The organism is Maribacter sp., from assembly GCF_039974175.1.
Classification (GTDB): domain Bacteria; phylum Bacteroidota; class Bacteroidia; order Flavobacteriales; family Flavobacteriaceae; genus Maribacter_C.
In genome coordinates, this window is sequence record NZ_JBDWJN010000003.1 from 811,547 (window position 1) to 828,651 (window position 17,105).

Here is a 17,105-nt window from a genome sequence, read left to right on the forward strand (position 1 = left end):
TAGCTGCCTGAATCGAAGGTATTTTATGGTATGGAATAACAATCCTAGTTTACGGAAATCCATTTGCCTTGTTTCAACGATTCAATAGCCGCAAAAGATGCTTTGGTCGTATTTACGATTTCATCAAAGGGGATTATAGAGCTGCCCCCTTTTTGTTGTTGTTGAATCAGCTCTTGAAATTGATTGAAATGGCCTTTATCTTGTTTTGAAGATGCATTTCCACCCCCTTTAAATCCGTAAGACTTTAATTTCCGCCAATTGTCCATCACTAAAGTGCGCTCTTGCGAATATACTTCAACCCGTTCTTTGGAATACGCCTTGCTACCATTAGCAAAATAGTTGATGACGGCGTTCGAACCGTTTTCATATTGCAACAAAATACTCGCATTGTCTGTATTCTCTTCTGGGTTGACGCCCATGGCATTCATACAAACTGCCTTTACCCGACTTCCAGCAAAATAGGTACACAAATCAATATAGTGGCAAGCTTCGCCGATGATTCGGCCACCCCCGACTTCCATATCGTGCACCCAAACATCAGCAGGAATAAAGCCAGCGTTCATTGTAGCCACAATGTTTATGGGGGTATTGTCATTACCCAAAAGCTTTTTCATATTTTTCGCCAAAGGAGCGAAACGTCTATTAAAACCAACGCTTAGGCTTACATTTTGATTGTTGTATTCCGCGATTATAGCCTCTAATTCCGTTTCCGTCAAGGCCAAAGGTTTTTCCACAAAAACACTTTTACCCGCTTGCAAGCTTTCCAAAACCATAGGGGCGTGCATATGGTGTTGGGTGGTTATAAAAACCAAGTCTACATCCGTGTCGGTTAAAATCTCTTTGTAATTGGATGTGGAATTGCCAATCGCATGCCGCTTCGCCATAATGGTAGAAGACAATCCGCCAGAGCTTGCAATGTATTTGATATCGGCATTCAACTTCTTTAAATTCGGAAGTATGGTGGAACTCGTGAAATTCCCTGAACCGACAATTCCAATAACTCCTTTTTTGCCTTCAAAAGACTTCTCGGCAATGCTTACCGTATTTACCGGGGTTTCGGTTTGATCGTATTCCAATATAGAGGCTATGGACTTCGAATTGCCCATATCACCATAGATTTTATCAAAATCTTTTAGCGGAATACGCTCGGTAATCAACGGTTTGACGTCTAAGGTTCCTTTGGAAATCGCATTGAGAATGGCTTCGAAATTGCGTTTTTCGGTCCATCGAACATAGCCAATCGGATAATCATTGCCCTTTTGTTCGTATTCTTCATCATATCTTCCAGGGCCGTAGGAACAGGAAACCTGAAAAGAAATCTCTTTTTCGTAGAAATCTGCCCGACTGATATCCAAGCCGATAACCCCTACCAAAATCACTCGGCCACGCTTTCTACACATCTGAGCGGATTGGGCTATAATCTCATTACTTTTGTTGGAAGCCGTAATGATTACGCCATCTGCGCCAATTCCATTGGTATAAGATTCCACGAATTTTACCTGGTCGGTACCTTCGCCCGGGTTGATGGCAACAATGCCTTTTTCGTTGGCAATACGTACCTTCTCTGGGTCAAAATCAAAGCCAATGACATTGCAGCCATTCGCGAGCAGCAATTCAGCAGTTACCAACCCAATAAGGCCCAGGCCAACAACGACCATGGTTTCTCCAAAAGTTGGATTTAACAATCGAATGCCTTGCAGACCAATAGAACCGATTACGGTAAATGCCGCTTCTTCGTCGCTTACATTATCTGGAATCTTCGCTACCAAATTCTTTGGAAGATTTACGTATTCCGCATGATTGCCATTTGACGCCACACGATCGCCCACTTGAAACTCGGTAACTCCTCTGCCCACGCCCACTACCTCACCAACATTACAGTAGCCTAAAGGTAGTGGCTGGTTGAGCTTATTTAGTACAGCATCCATAGTGGGTTTTAGACCGTCGGTCTTCACCTTGTTCAATACCATTTTTACCTTGTCGGGTTGTTGCTTGGCCTTTTGAATAAAATTGGCCTTGCCAAACTCCACCAACATACGCTCCGTACCTAGTGAAACCAAGGTTCTAGAGGTTTTAATGAGTACACAGCCCGATTTTACCATAGGCACTGGTACTTCTTCTAAAATAGTTTCTCCGTTCTTAAGGTCTTGGATGATTTGTTTCATTAAGTATTGTCGGTTATAAGATTATGCAAATTTATGGATAAGTGATAAAGTTCTGTAACCTAATTCAGCCCTAAAAAACCGTCTTGGATATCTAAACGCATTAATGTTCTACTATTTAAAAAAATCCGCCTACTTTTTTGCACGTAATCAATTTATAGCTTTTAAAATCAAAATTCAATACATCGAAATATACCCAAGGAGATACTTGTTCGAGCTTACCAAGAGCGTTTAAACTTTCACTATTCAAAGAAACAAGTTCGAATTCAACAGATTTATTTTCAGTTATTTTAGCTATAATAAAGTTGTCTTGCTTACGACCGCCCATACCGCTAGCAATAAAGCTGATATTTTTGGAGAATTTGAAGTACAATACTCCATTTTTATAAACACCTGTATCTCCGGCAAACATAAAGGTTGGTTTGTTTGTGTTTTCAAATAGTGGGTATATTTCAGACCAAAAATTGACGTTTTCTGCCCTGCCCGAAGTGGAATTTATTGGGTAGTTTTTGAAAACACCGTCTTTCGTCCACCATAGTAACTGATGAAAAAAGACAAAAATATTATCCACTTCATGCGCATTCCGTTCAATAACATTTTTTAACCAACTCAGTTGATCCTCTGAAATATTCCATTTATCCAAATTTGGGTCCAAAATGATAATTAAATCATTTTTATGCACGAAACTCCTATAAGAATTGCCATATCTTTTTTTAAAAATGGCTCTTCCTTTTGAATTGCCAATATCGTGATTTCCCGGGGCGAAATAGACCTTTTTATTTATGTATGCAATGTCTGCATCTAGTTCATCCCATTCTGTTTCTTTGGTTCCATCCTCAACAATGTCTCCGGTGAATACGCCAAATTCTATTAGTGAATTATTTCGAATAAGATCAAGTCTTTTCTTGAATGGGGGGTGAACTCCAATATTATTCTTAGATTCCCCAGGAAAGCCATAAACATGACCAGCTACAAAAAAGGCGTATGGCTTTTGTTCTGTCTTGTTCGAGGACAATTCTGCTTGAAGTGTTTTATGAGAGCTGCAGGAAGTTAAAATGATTGCTATGAATACAGGGACGCAGTAGGAGAATTTGATTCTTAAGGCCATAGTTTTTTGTTGCTCTACAAATCTAGTGGCTTTAATCGTAAAAAGCGATTCTCTCTCAAAATTTCTAAGTTTCTAATGTCCAGTTGAAATCGACGATAGCTAAACAAAAACACCTATTGCCACTGCGTTAAAATGTTATTTTTTAGCTGCGTCTTTTATTTCCGCTAGGGCTTCTGCTTCATCACCCCATCCTTCCACAACAGCTTTGTCTTTTTTATTATAGTTTAGAAACCACAATTCTATTATTTCCACAACTTTCGGATAGTTCTTCTTTAGTTCAGAAAGGGTAGAAGCTTTGACTACTCTATGCTGATTTTCGTAGGGCACCGCAATAATCTTGAAATCTTGCTCCCCCTTATCGATCAATTTTAGCACCGCAATGGGCAGAACTTTGGTAACTGTTCCTGTGTCTACACTTTCTGAAAGCACCAAAATATCAAGGGCGTCACCGTCTCCCCCGGTTTTTTTATCGGAAATAGTAGAAGGAATAAAACCATAGTTCGCTGGGTAAGGGAGAAAATCAATAATGCGGTCGACACCCGCTTCTTGATCGATGATGAACTCTTTGGAAGTGTTGTTATATTCATACTTTGTATTGGTGCCAGCGGGTATCTCTATGACAGCATTTACCGCCCCATTTTCTGCAAAGCTAGGGAGCTTGTAATACGCTACCTTAGAAGTACAGCTGTTCAAACCAAAAACGATACCCACGAAAAGAAAAACGACACAATTCTTAGTCATTATCATTCGGGTTGTTTCAGGTTAGAAAGCTTTTCGCGAAGAACTTCTTGGTTTCCAGCTAAGACATCTAAAGACAAAATAGATTTTCCTTTGAACTCTTCTTTTTGATCTTTAATCAAACGGTCTAGATCTTCTTTATAGGTGGCCTCTAGATTTTCTAAGTATTGCGGCTGGGTTACTTCTTCCAATGCCTGAATCAAGGCCTTCTTAAAAACGGTATCGTTCTCAGATTTCCAGTAGGGCTTATAGGCAGGAAGTTTGTACCCAGAATTGCCATCAAATGCTATAGGTTCGATAAGCGAAGTAATAGGGTTATAGAACCATCGTAGATTATGAGCGGTCAAGCCATGGGTGCCTCCGAATAGATTGGTGATAGCCGTAAACTTTGCTGTTTTCTCCACGTCAAAAACGCTTGAAATAGGCAATTCTCCACGTTTATATCGGTTTAGCAGGTTTTTTGCCAGCACAAATTGTTTGGTTAAGGTGGTATCGGCAAATATGGTACTTAAAGAATAGGCCGTGATGGTCATGTCATTGTTGTTACCATACCGTGGATTGTATTTCCCATCGGTTTTCGTTCCTGTGCGCTTACTGATCTCAAAAACCTTAGCACTTTCACGCCACATATCGGCCTCGGTCAGTTTTAAAATGATGCCAACTTTGCGTCCATTGTTTTCAATTAGTCGTTTGTCAAAGGTTTCTTCAATGGCATAAATTCCCACGTTTTTACTTTGTGCTGTATCTTTACTTTGCACCTTCACTTGCAGAAACCCCTCTAAAAAACCATAGCGCAAGCCTATAAGTCCTTCTTGTTTTATCGCCTTATGATATAGCCATTCATTCAAATAGCCACGGGAAGCTGGGTGATGCACTGAAAATTTGCGCATTCCTTGAATGGTTCGGTCATCATTCAATTTGATGCGGTAACTCCATTTGAGCCCTTCGAGGTGGTCGGTCCAATCTCCTTTTAACCTCAGACTGGCTTTATAATCTTCTTTGTTATACCGAATTGTTGCGGGAACATAATCATCATCAGACGTTTGTAAAACGCCAATACGCATCGCCTCATCTCGCTTGGCCTTTAGTGTGCCAAAGTTCTTTTCACTAAGAATTACCTGCAGGGAGTTGTAATTGGTCTTTGGTGAAATCTCAGGTATTACTTTCGCCGTTTTGGAATTTCCATTTTTTACGGAAAGCAAAATGAGCAATAGCAGAAAACCCCCTAAAGTTACGATGAGGTAGGCGTTCGATTTTTTTTTCTTTACAAGCATATGCTCTTTAGTGTCTTTCGATAAAGCTAAATTCCATTTCACCAAGTTTGGACAAGGCTTCCTTTGCCTGTATCAAGTCTTCCACCGTATTAAACTCTACGTTCAAAGAAAGTTCGGCTATCTCCTTCGATTGGTCAATTCTTTTTATATCAACTTGTGAACAGAAATCTTGAAGTGTTGCAATAACAAGGGTTTCATCTACTTTTTCACTTCCGCCTACAATGGATAAAATCAAATTCTGTTGCGCATGCTTTTTCTTGTTGGCAGCACCAGTTAGTATAACAAATAGTAGCACAAACAATACTCCAACTAGGGTAATGATCTTTTGGTCCGCCCCAAAGCCAAGTCCTATAGAAATAGCAATAAAGAAATAGGCCAATTCTTCTGGTTCTTTAATAGCGGTACGGAAACGCACAATAGACAATGCCCCAACTAACCCAAGGGAAAGTGCCAATGATGATTTTACGATGGTTATGATGATCATCGTAGTAATACTTAATAAAACCAATGTCTGCGCCAACTTATTTCGGTTTGATAAGGATGCGCCAAAGCGAGAATAGACAAAACTCAATGTATAAGAGGTAATAAGTGTCAATAACAAATTGATGAGAAAGTCGACCAAAGAAATGTTCTCGGTATTGAATTGGGATAGTAAATCGTTAAATTGGTTCATAATAGTTGCGTTGTTGTTCTTGGTTAATTATTCAGGAAATGCTTGAAACTGGTTAACTCCGTTTACATATTTCGAATTTTTACTCAATCGAAACGGAAACTGATTAGATATGCTATTCGCTATGCGATCGTTTTCTAAATTGTATTTTAATTCGACTACATTGAACGGGTCTGCTTGCGGCATTTTGCTAAAATTGTTCATGCGCGATCTTATGTTTCTATAATACACCTCATAGTCTAAGGTAATTCGAAATCTCTGGTCAGCAGAAACAAAATACCGCCTGGTATAAGAATTTACTAACGTTGGATTCAAAGCTCGAACCATTTCAAAAATAGGTCTTGGAAGCTTGGAGTCGGCAAATAAGCTTTGTAAACCCTTAGTCGTAATCGCAGCGTCTAGCGTAAACGAATTCAGGTCAAACGTCCACTTGTCGCCCACTAAGCCATTCTTGATCTTGATCTCCAACTTCGGACTTTGAATAGTACCCAAAGTATCACCATACCATCGAATGCGTACTTTTTGGCGATCAGCGACTCCATCTACATTATCGAAATAGAACTTGTACCCGTTGGTGTCAAAATAAATATTATTTACCTGCCGTTCGTAAAAAACCTCTCTAAAAAAGGCCGGGTTAGCCTTGACAATAGCCACCAACTCGGGTATTGGCATCGACTTGGGAACGATATATTTACGTTCGTACCGAAAGTTGTTGGCAATCTCCAAAACGTGATCTGACTGCAGTTCCATCATTGTTTCTTTTTTACTCGAGTTTCTTTACTATCCACTCCGAATTCAACACCATACATCTGCTCTTTCACCTGGTCAATCGTTTCTGCTTGTTCACCGTTCAAAAGCAAAGAGGAACGATTTTCGATAAGGTGAGGCGTTTCGACTCCCGTCATTACCACATTTTTAGCCTCAATATCAGAGGCACCGAACTCTGGTTTTTTCTGAAAAGCTGTAAAGCCTAGTTTGGAGTTTGTTATTCTAGCGTTATTGATGTTCACTATAGATAAATCCTTCCCAGCAATGGCAATTTCACATTGGTCAATGTGAATATTTTCAGCTTTCATCTGACTGTCCTCGCCGGCACTTAACGCTTTATCCCCTGCATTAGTAATCTTCACCCCATACATTTCTAATAGGGATCCAGAAACATCTATGGCATCGTTTCCTAAATTTTCAAAAGTACAGTTCGTCAATGTTCCTTGTACAAAGTCGCCGTCAAAAGCATCTGACTGGGTGTTCTTGAACGTGGTATTCTTCATTTCGAAATGCGTGCGAATAATATTCAAGCCATCTTCACAGCTATTATTGGCAATTACTACATAATCTAAATTTACAGGACTCTCATAAAAAACCACAGCTCCTGTTAAATCCCATAGGCCATGTGTTGGGTTGGTAAGCCTATCAAATTCAACATATTTTAATTTCGAGGATGCCTTGGCGCCAACTACAAATACGCCCTGACCATTGCCATCGGAAGAATAAATCTTAATCGGCTCTTCGGCTGAGCCCACAAAGTTCAAAGGTGATTTGGAAATAACTTTTCCTCCGGTCTTAATGTCAATTTGTAATCCAGAATCAGCATGCACAACATAGCCTGCCGGAAGTACCAAAGGTTCTTCCAATATAATGGAGTCTGAAGCGAACCTAATGCTTTTATTGAGTTCATCGACAGTTAAAAAATCAAAGGTAGACAAACTGCTTTCAGCACGGAACATATCATCGGCTTGGGTCAGCTCATCCAAATCTTTAAAGGGTGTTATCGTATTGTATATTGTTTTGGGAGTTCCTAATAATCTATATCCGATAAATAAGTTAAAAATGTCCTTTTCAAACACGAACCCGGTAGTTTTCTTTTTCTTTTGTACGAATAAATTGTTGTAGCTATCTGGTAAATCGAAGGCGACACTTCTTTTTTCTAAGGGCATAATGACCATGCGCTCCTCTCGCGGGCCGGTAACGAACCTATTTTTTTTATACGATAGTTCCGCTACTTCAATAGGAAAGTTGCTCAGATTCTCTATCGCTACCTTAATGTGATTTTCGTCATGCTCAATCAAAGCTATTTTGGTAGAAGTTGAAGGGTTTAGTGTCTTTTCGATGATCAATTTGTTATGATAAAATAGTGCTTTGTCAAAAATTTTGGTCGGAGCCAGGCGATGTAAGGCGTTTAGCCTATCACAAATTTCATCGTCAGAATCATCAATCAAATCATGTATTTCTGCTAAACTTGCTATGGCACCCAATTCCTCTGCATATATTTTTGAAAAAGAGGGTTCGGCTATAGATAAATTTTGCACATAATTATTCAAGGTGCCCAATTCTTCAGACACTGAAAATGGTTCCAGAAGCCCTGTATCTTCGTTGGATTGTAAGTACAACACTCCAGCTGTTCTATTGCCATACAAATTTAAGATTGCGTAATACGAGGCTATTTTCTCTTCGTCAAAAACCGCTGAAAACGGAAGTTCTCCCTTCAAATACGAACCTAATTTTGTAGCGGCCGGAGCAAGATCTCCATTGATATAATTCAGGGCTACAGCCGCTTTGTTTTGTGTTACTTTTTTCCAGAATTGGAGGTCATTTTGTATTTTGATTAGTTGTAAATCATTCTCCGTAGCGTACTTAACAAACACACCAGAAGTATCTGGATGCGCAGAAAATTTGGTTTTTTGAGATTCTGGTAAAAACCCAATTGCACGCCGTTCAAGTTGTTTTTCGAATAAAAAATTATAGATATCTGTTAGTTTAGATTTGTCAACAACCTTACCTCCATTGGATGCCAACAGGTCAGTGTCATCCACATAGCTAATGGTGGTTTTCCAGTATCTAGAATAGGGTTCAATCTTATGGATACCTATATTAGGAAGCACCTGTTTCGCAACTCGGAAGTTATGAGACTTATAGCGGTAATTAACCGCATTGGTAGTAAGTCTAAAGAACTTCTGCCCGTTTGGGAGTATACTTTTGTCTTTGGGATATATATTAAAGCTAATTGATCTTAACTGAGTCGTATCACCTTCTTCTAATTTCTTAATAACAACCAGTTCGCGAGAATAGGCATTTTGCTGCATGTAAGCGTCATACTTTAAGACCCTATTTTTTGACGCCCGCTGTTCATTGGGGTCAACAATGCTATCTAAGGGTTTTTCATTAATGAAGTCAATATATTCCCTCGGCATTTCCTCATAGGCACCGTTAAAATTTTCCCTATCTAGAGGTGCAGCTCCATCTTCGTTGCTAAGAAAGTAGTCTGCCGAAACAAGTCTACCAATCAATAAAAGACATAGCGCAAAACGCAATAGTATGGTAGTGTTATTTTTTGTTTTCGAAGTCATTCTAATACTGTTGGGATACATACATCCCCATTGTTTTCAAAGATCATTTATCTCTCGCCGTGCAAATTTATCGAAAATATTGTTTTACGCGTTTTTCATTTTCTCTGTTGCCTGCTATACATACTATATCGTTTATGTCAATCTCCGAAGTTTAATCTTAAATCCTTTTTGTAGAAAGAACCAAGTCATCAGAAAGAAGACAAAACCATACCCCATTAAAGCCCTCGGAAGACTTGCCTGTGAAAGATAGTAGGCAAATACAAAGCAAAAAACAGTAAAAATCAAATTGATATTGTTTTTTTCGAGCTTATCTAGAAAGGTATCAATGAGCGAAAGTAATAGTCCTAAAAACAGATTTCCAAAAATGAGTCCGAAATAACCAAAAGCACCATAAAACCCCATAACGCTATTGATTGCCAAAGACCCGTGTTCCAATCTTTTTACCGTATGAAAATATTCAAAAACCATCTGAGTATCTGGAAAGTGTTCAAAACGAAATAATTTACTGAGCATACCTATGTTGGTAAGACCATAGTAATTGTTCACTTCAGGAAAGTAGTGAACATAGCAAAACGCAGGAACCGACAATCTGCCAAATACACGGGTAAGTGCAATTTCAGATAATTTTCCTACGGCCTCGAAAACACTTTTAAACTCATAGGTAGTGGCTGAATAATAGAGCACTAAAAGCAGTGCAAATAGAAAACTGAGGTAAACAACATATTTCCGCTTCTTCCCATTTTTAGACCTTGCCTTAATTTTTTTCTTTTTAGGAAAAAGGTTTTCTCTGAAAACAAATCCGGCGATAAACAACGAAAGCAAGAATATAATCAAGGGCCTTTTTTGAAATAATGACAAAATGAGAAAAAAGGAAAGCGAAAATAACCCTAGAAACAACACTTTATTGAGCAGCGTCTTCTTTTTTATGGATAGATATAGCGATACAATGGTCAAAAAGGGTAAAATATTATAAACGATTATGGTATACAGATAACTAGAGGTGATTGCCCCTCTTGATTGCAAAATTGCATCTGGTTGTCTGCCCAATAGCCCCTCAAATATGCCTAACAATAACACATCTCTTTTTATAAAAAGATAAATCAAAATAAACAGACATACTCCCAAAGTCATTAGGCGGAAATTGGCTCTGCTAAGGTTGTCCTTGATTTCTCCTTGAATACTGAAATGGTTGATACACTTTATTCTTTTGTACACGAAAGAGACTCCAAAAATATAGGCATAAAGTGTTAACAAAAACCCCGTGACCGCTATGAGCTGTGTTTTTATGATTTGGCCATCTGTGATCATACCTAGCTTAAAAGATGAGAAGCTGTTTAAAAAATGCGGCTTGAAGAAGGGGAAAGCCAATATACCGGTAATGGAGAACAAAAGTGTCGCAATAAAAAAGACGCCGAAAACATTCCATTTGAAAATCAATTTTCGAAATAGAAATAGATGCAGCAGAAGTATAGCTACTAAGACGTAGGTAATTGCCATTTACTCTTTTTTGGCATTTAAATATAATAGATAGTTGAAGCAGGCGTAAAAAGTGATTCCCCATTGACGACTAAAAATATTCTCCGTAAAACAACAACCAGCTATAACCAATGTGAAGCAAAAATAGATATAATTACCTGTTCTAATGGCATGAAATAACGCGTACCCTAGCGCTGTCAAAAATAAAAGTAGGCCAAAGGTACCATAACGCATCAAATAATCTAGATACTGATTGTGTACATTACTTTTTGAAACCACATTGTTTTCAAGGTATGCTAAATGCAATTGGTCTTCAACGTCTCCAGTTCCTACCCCTATTATAGGATTGTTTTTTATAATAGGAAGAGCCGCACTCCAAAGTTTTACACGGGTTTCGCGGTTAGTATCCTGCCCTTGATTCAATTCTTCAAATCTTTCGGTTATGCGTTCTAGCGGCAATTTCAAATAGGAAAAAGAGAAGATAGTAATTAGGGCAATTAGTACTCCGGTAAAAAGTAGCAGTCGAATTCTTCCCTGTTTGACTAAAATATAGATAAGAGAACCTAGTACCAGGATTGTATTTAAAATAATTGCGGTTTTCGCAACCATCTGCAGTAGAAACAATGACTGTAGGCAAATCACTAGAAATAGAAGTGCAAAAATACGTGTACTTGCAACCTTGCGGAGATAATCTAAAATGAATACGTTAGAGACTAAGATGAACATGCCAAAATAAGCATTGTGAATATCAATAAGTTTGGTGAGTTCAGCTCCGGTATAGCGATAAGATAAAAAGAGATCTAACGACAATGGAAAGGTATCGCTTTTATAAAAGAACCGGTAGAGTGCATCGATTTCAAATAGTAGAATCAGCAAAAAAATACCGGAGCAAAAAACCTTAAAAAGCAGGTTGATGTTCTTAACCCGATATAGGCTATAAAAAACTGGGAAAAGTAGAAAGCTAATCTGTCTTCCCATCATATCAAAGCCTCTTGGAATATTATCTGTATACAAAAGCCCTAATACGTTCAAGGAAAACAGGCAGATTAATATCCAAAAATAGGTGTCGGTTTTAAAATTCGCTTTTTTGTTTTTAACTACTATAACCAACTGGGCAGCGAATAGCATAAGTATTAAAGGGGCATTCACTTTACCAACTCCAAACGTGCCCACCACCCCTAAAAGTAGTACAAAAACTACGTCAAGACTTTTGAGTTTAGCCGCTACCTGCCCAGCAATATTCATTTAATTAATTAAAAAAGATTCCAGTTCAATATAATCGTTATCTCCAAGATATAGGTTTTTGGGCAAGGTTTTAAAATGGGCTTTCATGGCAACCGCATTGTCCGTAAGAAAAGTAACTCCGTCTTCAATCTCCCCATCCACTTTATAGTCAATTGAAGTGCCTACACCATATTCCTTCACTTTTTCCTCCAAATAGGTGTTCTTACTACACAATAACGGAACCTTATAATACATGCATTCATACAGCTTGTTGGGCAATGCCAAACGGTTGTTTAAGGATACTTGGTGAATATCATAAATCAGGTAGATGATATCTAAAGACGCGTAAATTCGTTGTGTATCGGTAAAGGCATTATACGGGCCGAAGTATTTTATGTTCTCGTATCTTGCCGCATAGTCTTCTACAACATGCTGATACTGACCTTTACCGTGTATATGAATTTCAACATCAGAATGATTCTTATAGGTTTCAAAGAGTTTGACGTACTCATCTTTACGAAGTAATAAACCTACAATACCAATGATTGTTTTATCTGATTTTTCACTTTCTAAATTCGTATCAGTGATTTTAATTTCTTGTGAAAGCAGTTTATTCTCCAAAATAAAAACATCTTTGGAAAAGAATTTTTCAAAATGGTAGCTGTAGTATTTTTCGGAGGTAACGATAAGCTTATCAATATGTTTTCGATAGAGGCGTTTTTCTAAAGCTCGCAATCTTTTTGCCATAAAACTAGCGCCAAAAACATATTCACGAAGGTCGGAAATCTCTATGGCTACTTTCGCACGCTCCCGTTTTCCAAAGAACTTGAACCGCGAAAATACATACAGCAAAAGCACATCTAGATTATTCACCAAGACCACATCGAAGGAATTTGTGCTGATGAGTTTCTTTATGCTTCGAATAGTTGTTAGGTAGGTCCAAATTCGCTTTACCGGACTGGAAGCATTGGGTATCGGCCCAAAATTTTGACGAATTACCCGTGCATCTATGGAGCTATCCAAATCAGCTAAGGTTTTACGTTGAAAATATGCTAGTGAAACCGTATTGTTTTTGGCTAGAAAATTGATTTGCTTGACAAATCTAGGGTTGGGTTGATGTGATATAAAAAAAAGAATTTTTTTCTTCATTGCTCTATTTCTGATTCAGCAACCATTTGTTCAATGAATAAACTATCCAAAGCCGATAGCCTATTTTTGGGTCAACTTTAGAGTCAATCATTTTTTTTAGAAAAGACGCCTTAATGTATTTTTTTACCGGAGCATCAGCTACCTCAACCACCTCTTCACGAAACATTTTTGGTAAGGATTCAGTCAAGAAAGGATGCAACAGCATTCCAAAACCCACTTTTTTACCATTGGTTATATAATCAGGGAGGTATGTTCTTGCCACATCTTTAATCATGGACTTAGCTCCATTTTTCATTTTCAATTCATAGGGTAGGCTAGCGCAGTACTCAATAAGCTGATAGTCCATATAGGGTGACCGCGCCTCAACGCTGGCTGCCATGGTTGGGTAATCAACACGTGCCAAAATTAGCTCCGGCAAGCGCAGCTTATATTCCACATTCAATACTTTCCTTAAAAAATCATTCCCTTGCACTTCTTGCATCAACCGGTGCAAAACGGCATAGGAATTATAGGGTTTTCCTTTCCAAAATTTTTTCTTTTCAAATTCAGTAAACCCATGAACCTGTCTACGGGAAACGACCTTCCCCTTATAAAAGAAGTCGAATCGCTTTTTTAGGGGAATATACTTTAACATGCTTCTAAGGAAATTCGGCACTTTTTGTATGAAGCGGTACTCTTTCAGCATACTTTGATACACCGGATATCCACCGAGTTCATCACCTCCTTCACCGACTAATAAAATCTTTGATTTTGTATCTCGAGCTTGCTTTGAAATGTAATAGAGCAATACCGAGTTCGGATCGCCAAAGGGCATATCTTTTAAAACGTCGCAAAGCCTTAACAACTCTGACTCAAATTTTTCTTGATTGATTTCCATTTGGGTATAATCAACACCTAATTCTTCGGAAAAGCGCCTCGCATTTTCTGATTCGTTGAACTCATGCGATGTTTCATATTTCAGATTAATGGCATTGATATTCGGGTTGTCTTTTGAGCTGTATAAAAGATTTAAAGAGCTATCCACGCCGCCACTTAAGGCTACTGCTATTGGTACATCAGACACGTTTCTGTATTTCATGGAAAGCATCAGTTTTTCCTTAATGGTTTCCAAAGCAGTTTCATAATTATCTTCACATCTGGTGTTGATCGCATCTGCAACGTTCCAATAGACATGTTTTTTAAGCCCCTCTTTTGAAACCTTTAAGTAGCTACCTGCCTCTAGTTTCGAAATATTCGCATAGAAGGTACTTGGAGCATTTACCGTTAAAAAAGACAAGTAATGGTAAATTGCTTCCTCATTAATTGTTCTATCAATATCTTCCGATTCTAAAAGTGCTTTTATCTCAGAAGAGAAATACAGTTTTTCCTTTACCTGAGAAAAATATAAGGGTTTCTTTCCCATTCGATCTCTCACCAAATAGGTAGTTTGCTTTTTTATGTCGTAGAGGGCAAAGGCAAACATACCCTTGAACTTTAAGAGGGCCTTTTCAAGGCCCCATTCTTTGTAGGCATTGATAATTACCTCGGTATCGGAATGATCAGTGCGAAACTGTTGCGAGCCCACAAGATCCTCCTTTATTTCAGCATGATTGTAAATTTCTCCGTTAAAGCAAATAATGACATCTTCATCTGCGGCAACCATGGGTTGGTTTGCTTGATCAGATAAATCAATAATAGAAAGTCGGTTGTGTCCAAAAATTACGGATTCATCTTTCCAAACACCTTGATAGTCTGGTCCCCTATGCAAAATAGCGTTGCGCATGGCAATCAGTGAGGCTTCGTCAGATGAGGTAATGTTCTTATACGTAATGATTCCTGAAATTCCGCACATAGGATATTTTGGCTAAGGATGGTTGGGTTGGTTTACCACGACAAAGTTACTATTTCAAGATATCTTATCAAGAACTAGGTTCAAAAATAAATATGTGGTACCACCCCAAGACAGATCCTAAAAAATTTAAAGCCCTGCCATCGGGTCTTAGAAAACGCCCTAGCAAGGGTATATATTTCCGTACAAAACCTCTTTTGTAATAGTTTTTGACCTTAAAACCACTAGCGGTGTACAATTTTAAAATTTCCTTTTTAGAGCGCACCTTAATCGTTATCGGATAGTCGAAACTCGCGCCATCACTGACATAACCCTGCCAAGTGTTGAAAGCTACCTTACATCGATTTTTGACCAACCAAGTGAAATACATATAGTAGTTAAAAAAACTGTGCTTGGAATAGACTGCAATTCGCAATTCTCCGTCCTCTTTAATTATTTTTCGTATAGTCTTAAGGTAGGCATCCTCATGGGCAATATGATGCAATACGCCAAAACTATAAACAATATCATACTTCTTTTTTACCGGTACGGTTTGCAAATCTCCGTTGATAATTTCCTCATAGGGCAGTTGATTTAATGCAAAATTTTTCTTTGTAAGTTCAATGTGGTTCTCGGTAATATCTAAACCTGTATATTTTGCCCCACCGCGAACCATTTCAATGGCGTCAATACCATGGCCAACACCTATTTCCAATATTTCTTTGCCCACAACATTTTGATGTAACAACCTTGGCAAAAATGGAGTTTCATAACTAAACCTGTAGCTTCGGATATCTTCAAAATAGACTTTACTACCCTTAGTGGCAGATGAACGTTGCGAACCTACGGCTCTTTCGTTCCATCTTTTTTTTGCATGTAGATTGCTGGTTTCACCGCGCATACTAAGGTTTTCCTATAAAATTAGCTGTTATTATTGAATTCTAAGGTGTTCGAAATTAATCCGTGGTCACTATTCTTTCGATGGTTATACCTATGTCGGTTCTAGCTCTGTAAACATTGCCCCCCGCATCGATTTCAAAAACGGAATCAGATAGCGGCAAATCGCCATAATTAGTGTAAAACTCCCATATATCATTCGCCAATTGATACATGTATAAAAAAACTTCATCGTTAAGGCCGCTATAAAACGCAGCATATAGACTTCCTGAACTATCTATAATTGGATATTCATTTATACTCCAAGGATTGGAAGTAATAGAATTCAAAACCGTACCTTCTTTCGTAATAACTTCCAAAACACTTGAATTTGTTCCCTCCTTCGCTACGGAAACATATATATTACCATTATCTCCTACTATAAACTTTCTACTTTCCTGATAACCTTGACTTAATGGGACCTTAAATTCCGGTTCAAAGTTAGCACCATATACTTCGATTTCAGTACCATCTTCTTTGGTAAGGTATATTTGGTTCTCCGATTTATTAATATCAACATTGTCAATAATGACCTCACTGGTCAGTTGATTTATCACTTGGTTAGAGGCGATGTCGAATTTTGATATTGATTTTCCAAGATTGCCTACCAAATAAATATCCTCGTTCGAATTTACAAGTATTCGATTGGAAGTATTAAAAGCCATATTTGTAAAGGTAGAAATTGCAGCACCTGTAGTGAGGTCAAAAATTTCTAAAACCTTCTCTATACCCAAGCTGGTTAGCACATATATTTTTGTACTACTTACATCAAAAGAAGTAATTCTTCCATCACTTATTTCTAAAAATTCATCGGTGTTCGTTTTTTGAGAAATATAAGTTTTAAAGACTTCAGACTGAGGGCCATTGCCAAATGTTGAATTAAACGGAACCACATAAAAGAAGTAGGGTTGGCCATATTGTAAGCCTCGTATCTGGTAGGATTTTTCAGTAGTACTTGCTATTTCCGAATACTCACCGTCCTCGGCATCGGAATAGTAAATGATATACTTTTCTGCAAATTCGTTTTCATCCTCCCAATCAATACATATGTAGTCTTGAAATCCACTATAGGCTAAGACGCCTGAGCAACCTCCTGTTTCTCCAGTTCCTGGAATCAAACGAACGGCAGTTAATGGGTTGTTCTCCGTAACTTCTTTATCATTAGAGCAGGAAAAAGCCAATAAAATTAATAGTAAGATACACCTTTTCATAGT

13 protein-coding genes are annotated in these 17,105 nt (G+C 38.2%); all 13 read right to left on the reverse strand.

The genetic code is table 11. From position 1 onward, the window contains the following. Positions 1-44: 44 nt before the first annotated feature. The 13 genes from ABJN95_RS04675 to ABJN95_RS04735 all read right to left on the reverse strand — a co-directional run bounded on the left by ABJN95_RS04675 (position 45) and on the right by ABJN95_RS04735 (position 17,102). Positions 45-2,165 carry a bi-domain-containing oxidoreductase gene (locus tag ABJN95_RS04675; RefSeq protein WP_348368838.1) on the reverse strand — a complete coding sequence of 707 codons (2,121 nt, stop codon included), beginning with the start codon at positions 2,163-2,165 and terminating at the stop codon, positions 45-47. Between the two features lie 115 nt (positions 2,166-2,280). Then, on the reverse strand, positions 2,281-3,270 hold the full coding sequence (locus ABJN95_RS04680) for a metallophosphoesterase (protein ID WP_348368839.1): 990 nt from the start codon (positions 3,268-3,270) through the stop codon (positions 2,281-2,283). Positions 3,271-3,405: 135 nt separating this feature from the next. Then, positions 3,406-4,011 carry an inorganic diphosphatase gene (locus tag ABJN95_RS04685; protein ID WP_348368840.1) on the reverse strand — a complete coding sequence of 202 codons (606 nt, stop codon included), beginning with the start codon at positions 4,009-4,011 and terminating at the stop codon, positions 3,406-3,408. A 2-nt stretch (positions 4,012-4,013) separates the two neighbouring features. Then, positions 4,014-5,282 carry a hypothetical protein gene (locus tag ABJN95_RS04690; RefSeq protein WP_348368841.1) on the reverse strand — a complete coding sequence of 423 codons (1,269 nt, stop codon included), beginning with the start codon at positions 5,280-5,282 and terminating at the stop codon, positions 4,014-4,016. 7 nt (positions 5,283-5,289) lie between these two features. Beyond that, the gene (locus tag ABJN95_RS04695; RefSeq protein ID WP_348368842.1) at positions 5,290-5,955 is read right to left on the reverse strand and encodes a DUF4956 domain-containing protein; all 666 of its coding nucleotides are present in this window, start codon (positions 5,953-5,955) and stop codon (positions 5,290-5,292) included. 27 nt (positions 5,956-5,982) lie between these two features. Beyond that, positions 5,983-6,705 (reverse strand): polyphosphate polymerase domain-containing protein, encoded by a 723-nt coding sequence (locus tag ABJN95_RS04700; protein WP_348368843.1) that lies wholly within the window; start codon positions 6,703-6,705, stop codon positions 5,983-5,985. Continuing rightward, entirely contained in the window at positions 6,702-9,299 is a 2,598-nt protein-coding gene (locus ABJN95_RS04705; protein WP_348368844.1) for a hypothetical protein, read from the reverse strand. Before ABJN95_RS04705 ends, ABJN95_RS04700 begins: the two co-directional genes overlap by 4 nt. A 132-nt stretch (positions 9,300-9,431) precedes the next feature. After that, on the reverse strand, positions 9,432-10,796 hold the full coding sequence (locus ABJN95_RS04710) for a hypothetical protein (RefSeq protein WP_348368845.1): 1,365 nt from the start codon (positions 10,794-10,796) through the stop codon (positions 9,432-9,434). Further along, complete coding sequence (locus tag ABJN95_RS04715; RefSeq protein WP_348368846.1) at positions 10,797-12,020, reverse strand: O-antigen ligase family protein; 1,224 nt, start codon at positions 12,018-12,020, stop codon at positions 10,797-10,799. Beyond that, entirely contained in the window at positions 12,021-13,148 is a 1,128-nt protein-coding gene (locus tag ABJN95_RS04720) for a hypothetical protein (RefSeq protein WP_348368847.1), read from the reverse strand. It lies immediately after the preceding gene. Positions 13,149-13,152: 4 nt separating this feature from the next. Next, the gene (gene asnB / locus ABJN95_RS04725; RefSeq protein WP_348368848.1) at positions 13,153-14,979 is read right to left on the reverse strand and encodes an asparagine synthase (glutamine-hydrolyzing); all 1,827 of its coding nucleotides are present in this window, start codon (positions 14,977-14,979) and stop codon (positions 13,153-13,155) included. Between the two features lie 67 nt (positions 14,980-15,046). Further along, positions 15,047-15,856 carry a class I SAM-dependent methyltransferase gene (locus ABJN95_RS04730; RefSeq protein WP_348368849.1) on the reverse strand — a complete coding sequence of 270 codons (810 nt, stop codon included), beginning with the start codon at positions 15,854-15,856 and terminating at the stop codon, positions 15,047-15,049. A gap of 55 nt (positions 15,857-15,911) precedes the next feature. Further along, positions 15,912-17,102 carry a fibronectin type III domain-containing protein gene (locus tag ABJN95_RS04735; protein WP_348368850.1) on the reverse strand — a complete coding sequence of 397 codons (1,191 nt, stop codon included), beginning with the start codon at positions 17,100-17,102 and terminating at the stop codon, positions 15,912-15,914. Between the last annotated feature and the right edge of the window lie 3 nt (positions 17,103-17,105).

Excerpts from the sequence above, each read along its gene's own strand:
- ABJN95_RS04675 (WP_348368838.1), bottom strand. The coding sequence starts at position 2,165 with ATGAAACAAATCATCCAAGACCTTAAGAACGGAGAAACTATTTTAGAA.
- ABJN95_RS04680 (WP_348368839.1), bottom strand. The coding sequence starts at position 3,270 with ATGGCCTTAAGAATCAAATTCTCCTACTGCGTCCCTGTATTCATAGCA.
- ABJN95_RS04685 (WP_348368840.1), bottom strand. The coding sequence starts at position 4,011 with ATGACTAAGAATTGTGTCGTTTTTCTTTTCGTGGGTATCGTTTTTGGT.
- ABJN95_RS04690 (WP_348368841.1), bottom strand. The coding sequence starts at position 5,282 with ATGCTTGTAAAGAAAAAAAAATCGAACGCCTACCTCATCGTAACTTTA.
- ABJN95_RS04695 (WP_348368842.1), bottom strand. The coding sequence starts at position 5,955 with ATGAACCAATTTAACGATTTACTATCCCAATTCAATACCGAGAACATT.
- ABJN95_RS04700 (WP_348368843.1), bottom strand. The coding sequence starts at position 6,705 with ATGATGGAACTGCAGTCAGATCACGTTTTGGAGATTGCCAACAACTTT.
- ABJN95_RS04705 (WP_348368844.1), bottom strand. The coding sequence starts at position 9,299 with ATGACTTCGAAAACAAAAAATAACACTACCATACTATTGCGTTTTGCG.
- ABJN95_RS04710 (WP_348368845.1), bottom strand. The coding sequence starts at position 10,796 with ATGGCAATTACCTACGTCTTAGTAGCTATACTTCTGCTGCATCTATTT.
- ABJN95_RS04715 (WP_348368846.1), bottom strand. The coding sequence starts at position 12,020 with ATGAATATTGCTGGGCAGGTAGCGGCTAAACTCAAAAGTCTTGACGTA.
- ABJN95_RS04720 (WP_348368847.1), bottom strand. The coding sequence starts at position 13,148 with ATGAAGAAAAAAATTCTTTTTTTTATATCACATCAACCCAACCCTAGA.
- asnB (WP_348368848.1), bottom strand. The coding sequence starts at position 14,979 with ATGTGCGGAATTTCAGGAATCATTACGTATAAGAACATTACCTCATCT.
- ABJN95_RS04730 (WP_348368849.1), bottom strand. The coding sequence starts at position 15,856 with ATGCGCGGTGAAACCAGCAATCTACATGCAAAAAAAAGATGGAACGAA.
- ABJN95_RS04735 (WP_348368850.1), bottom strand. The coding sequence starts at position 17,102 with ATGAAAAGGTGTATCTTACTATTAATTTTATTGGCTTTTTCCTGCTCT.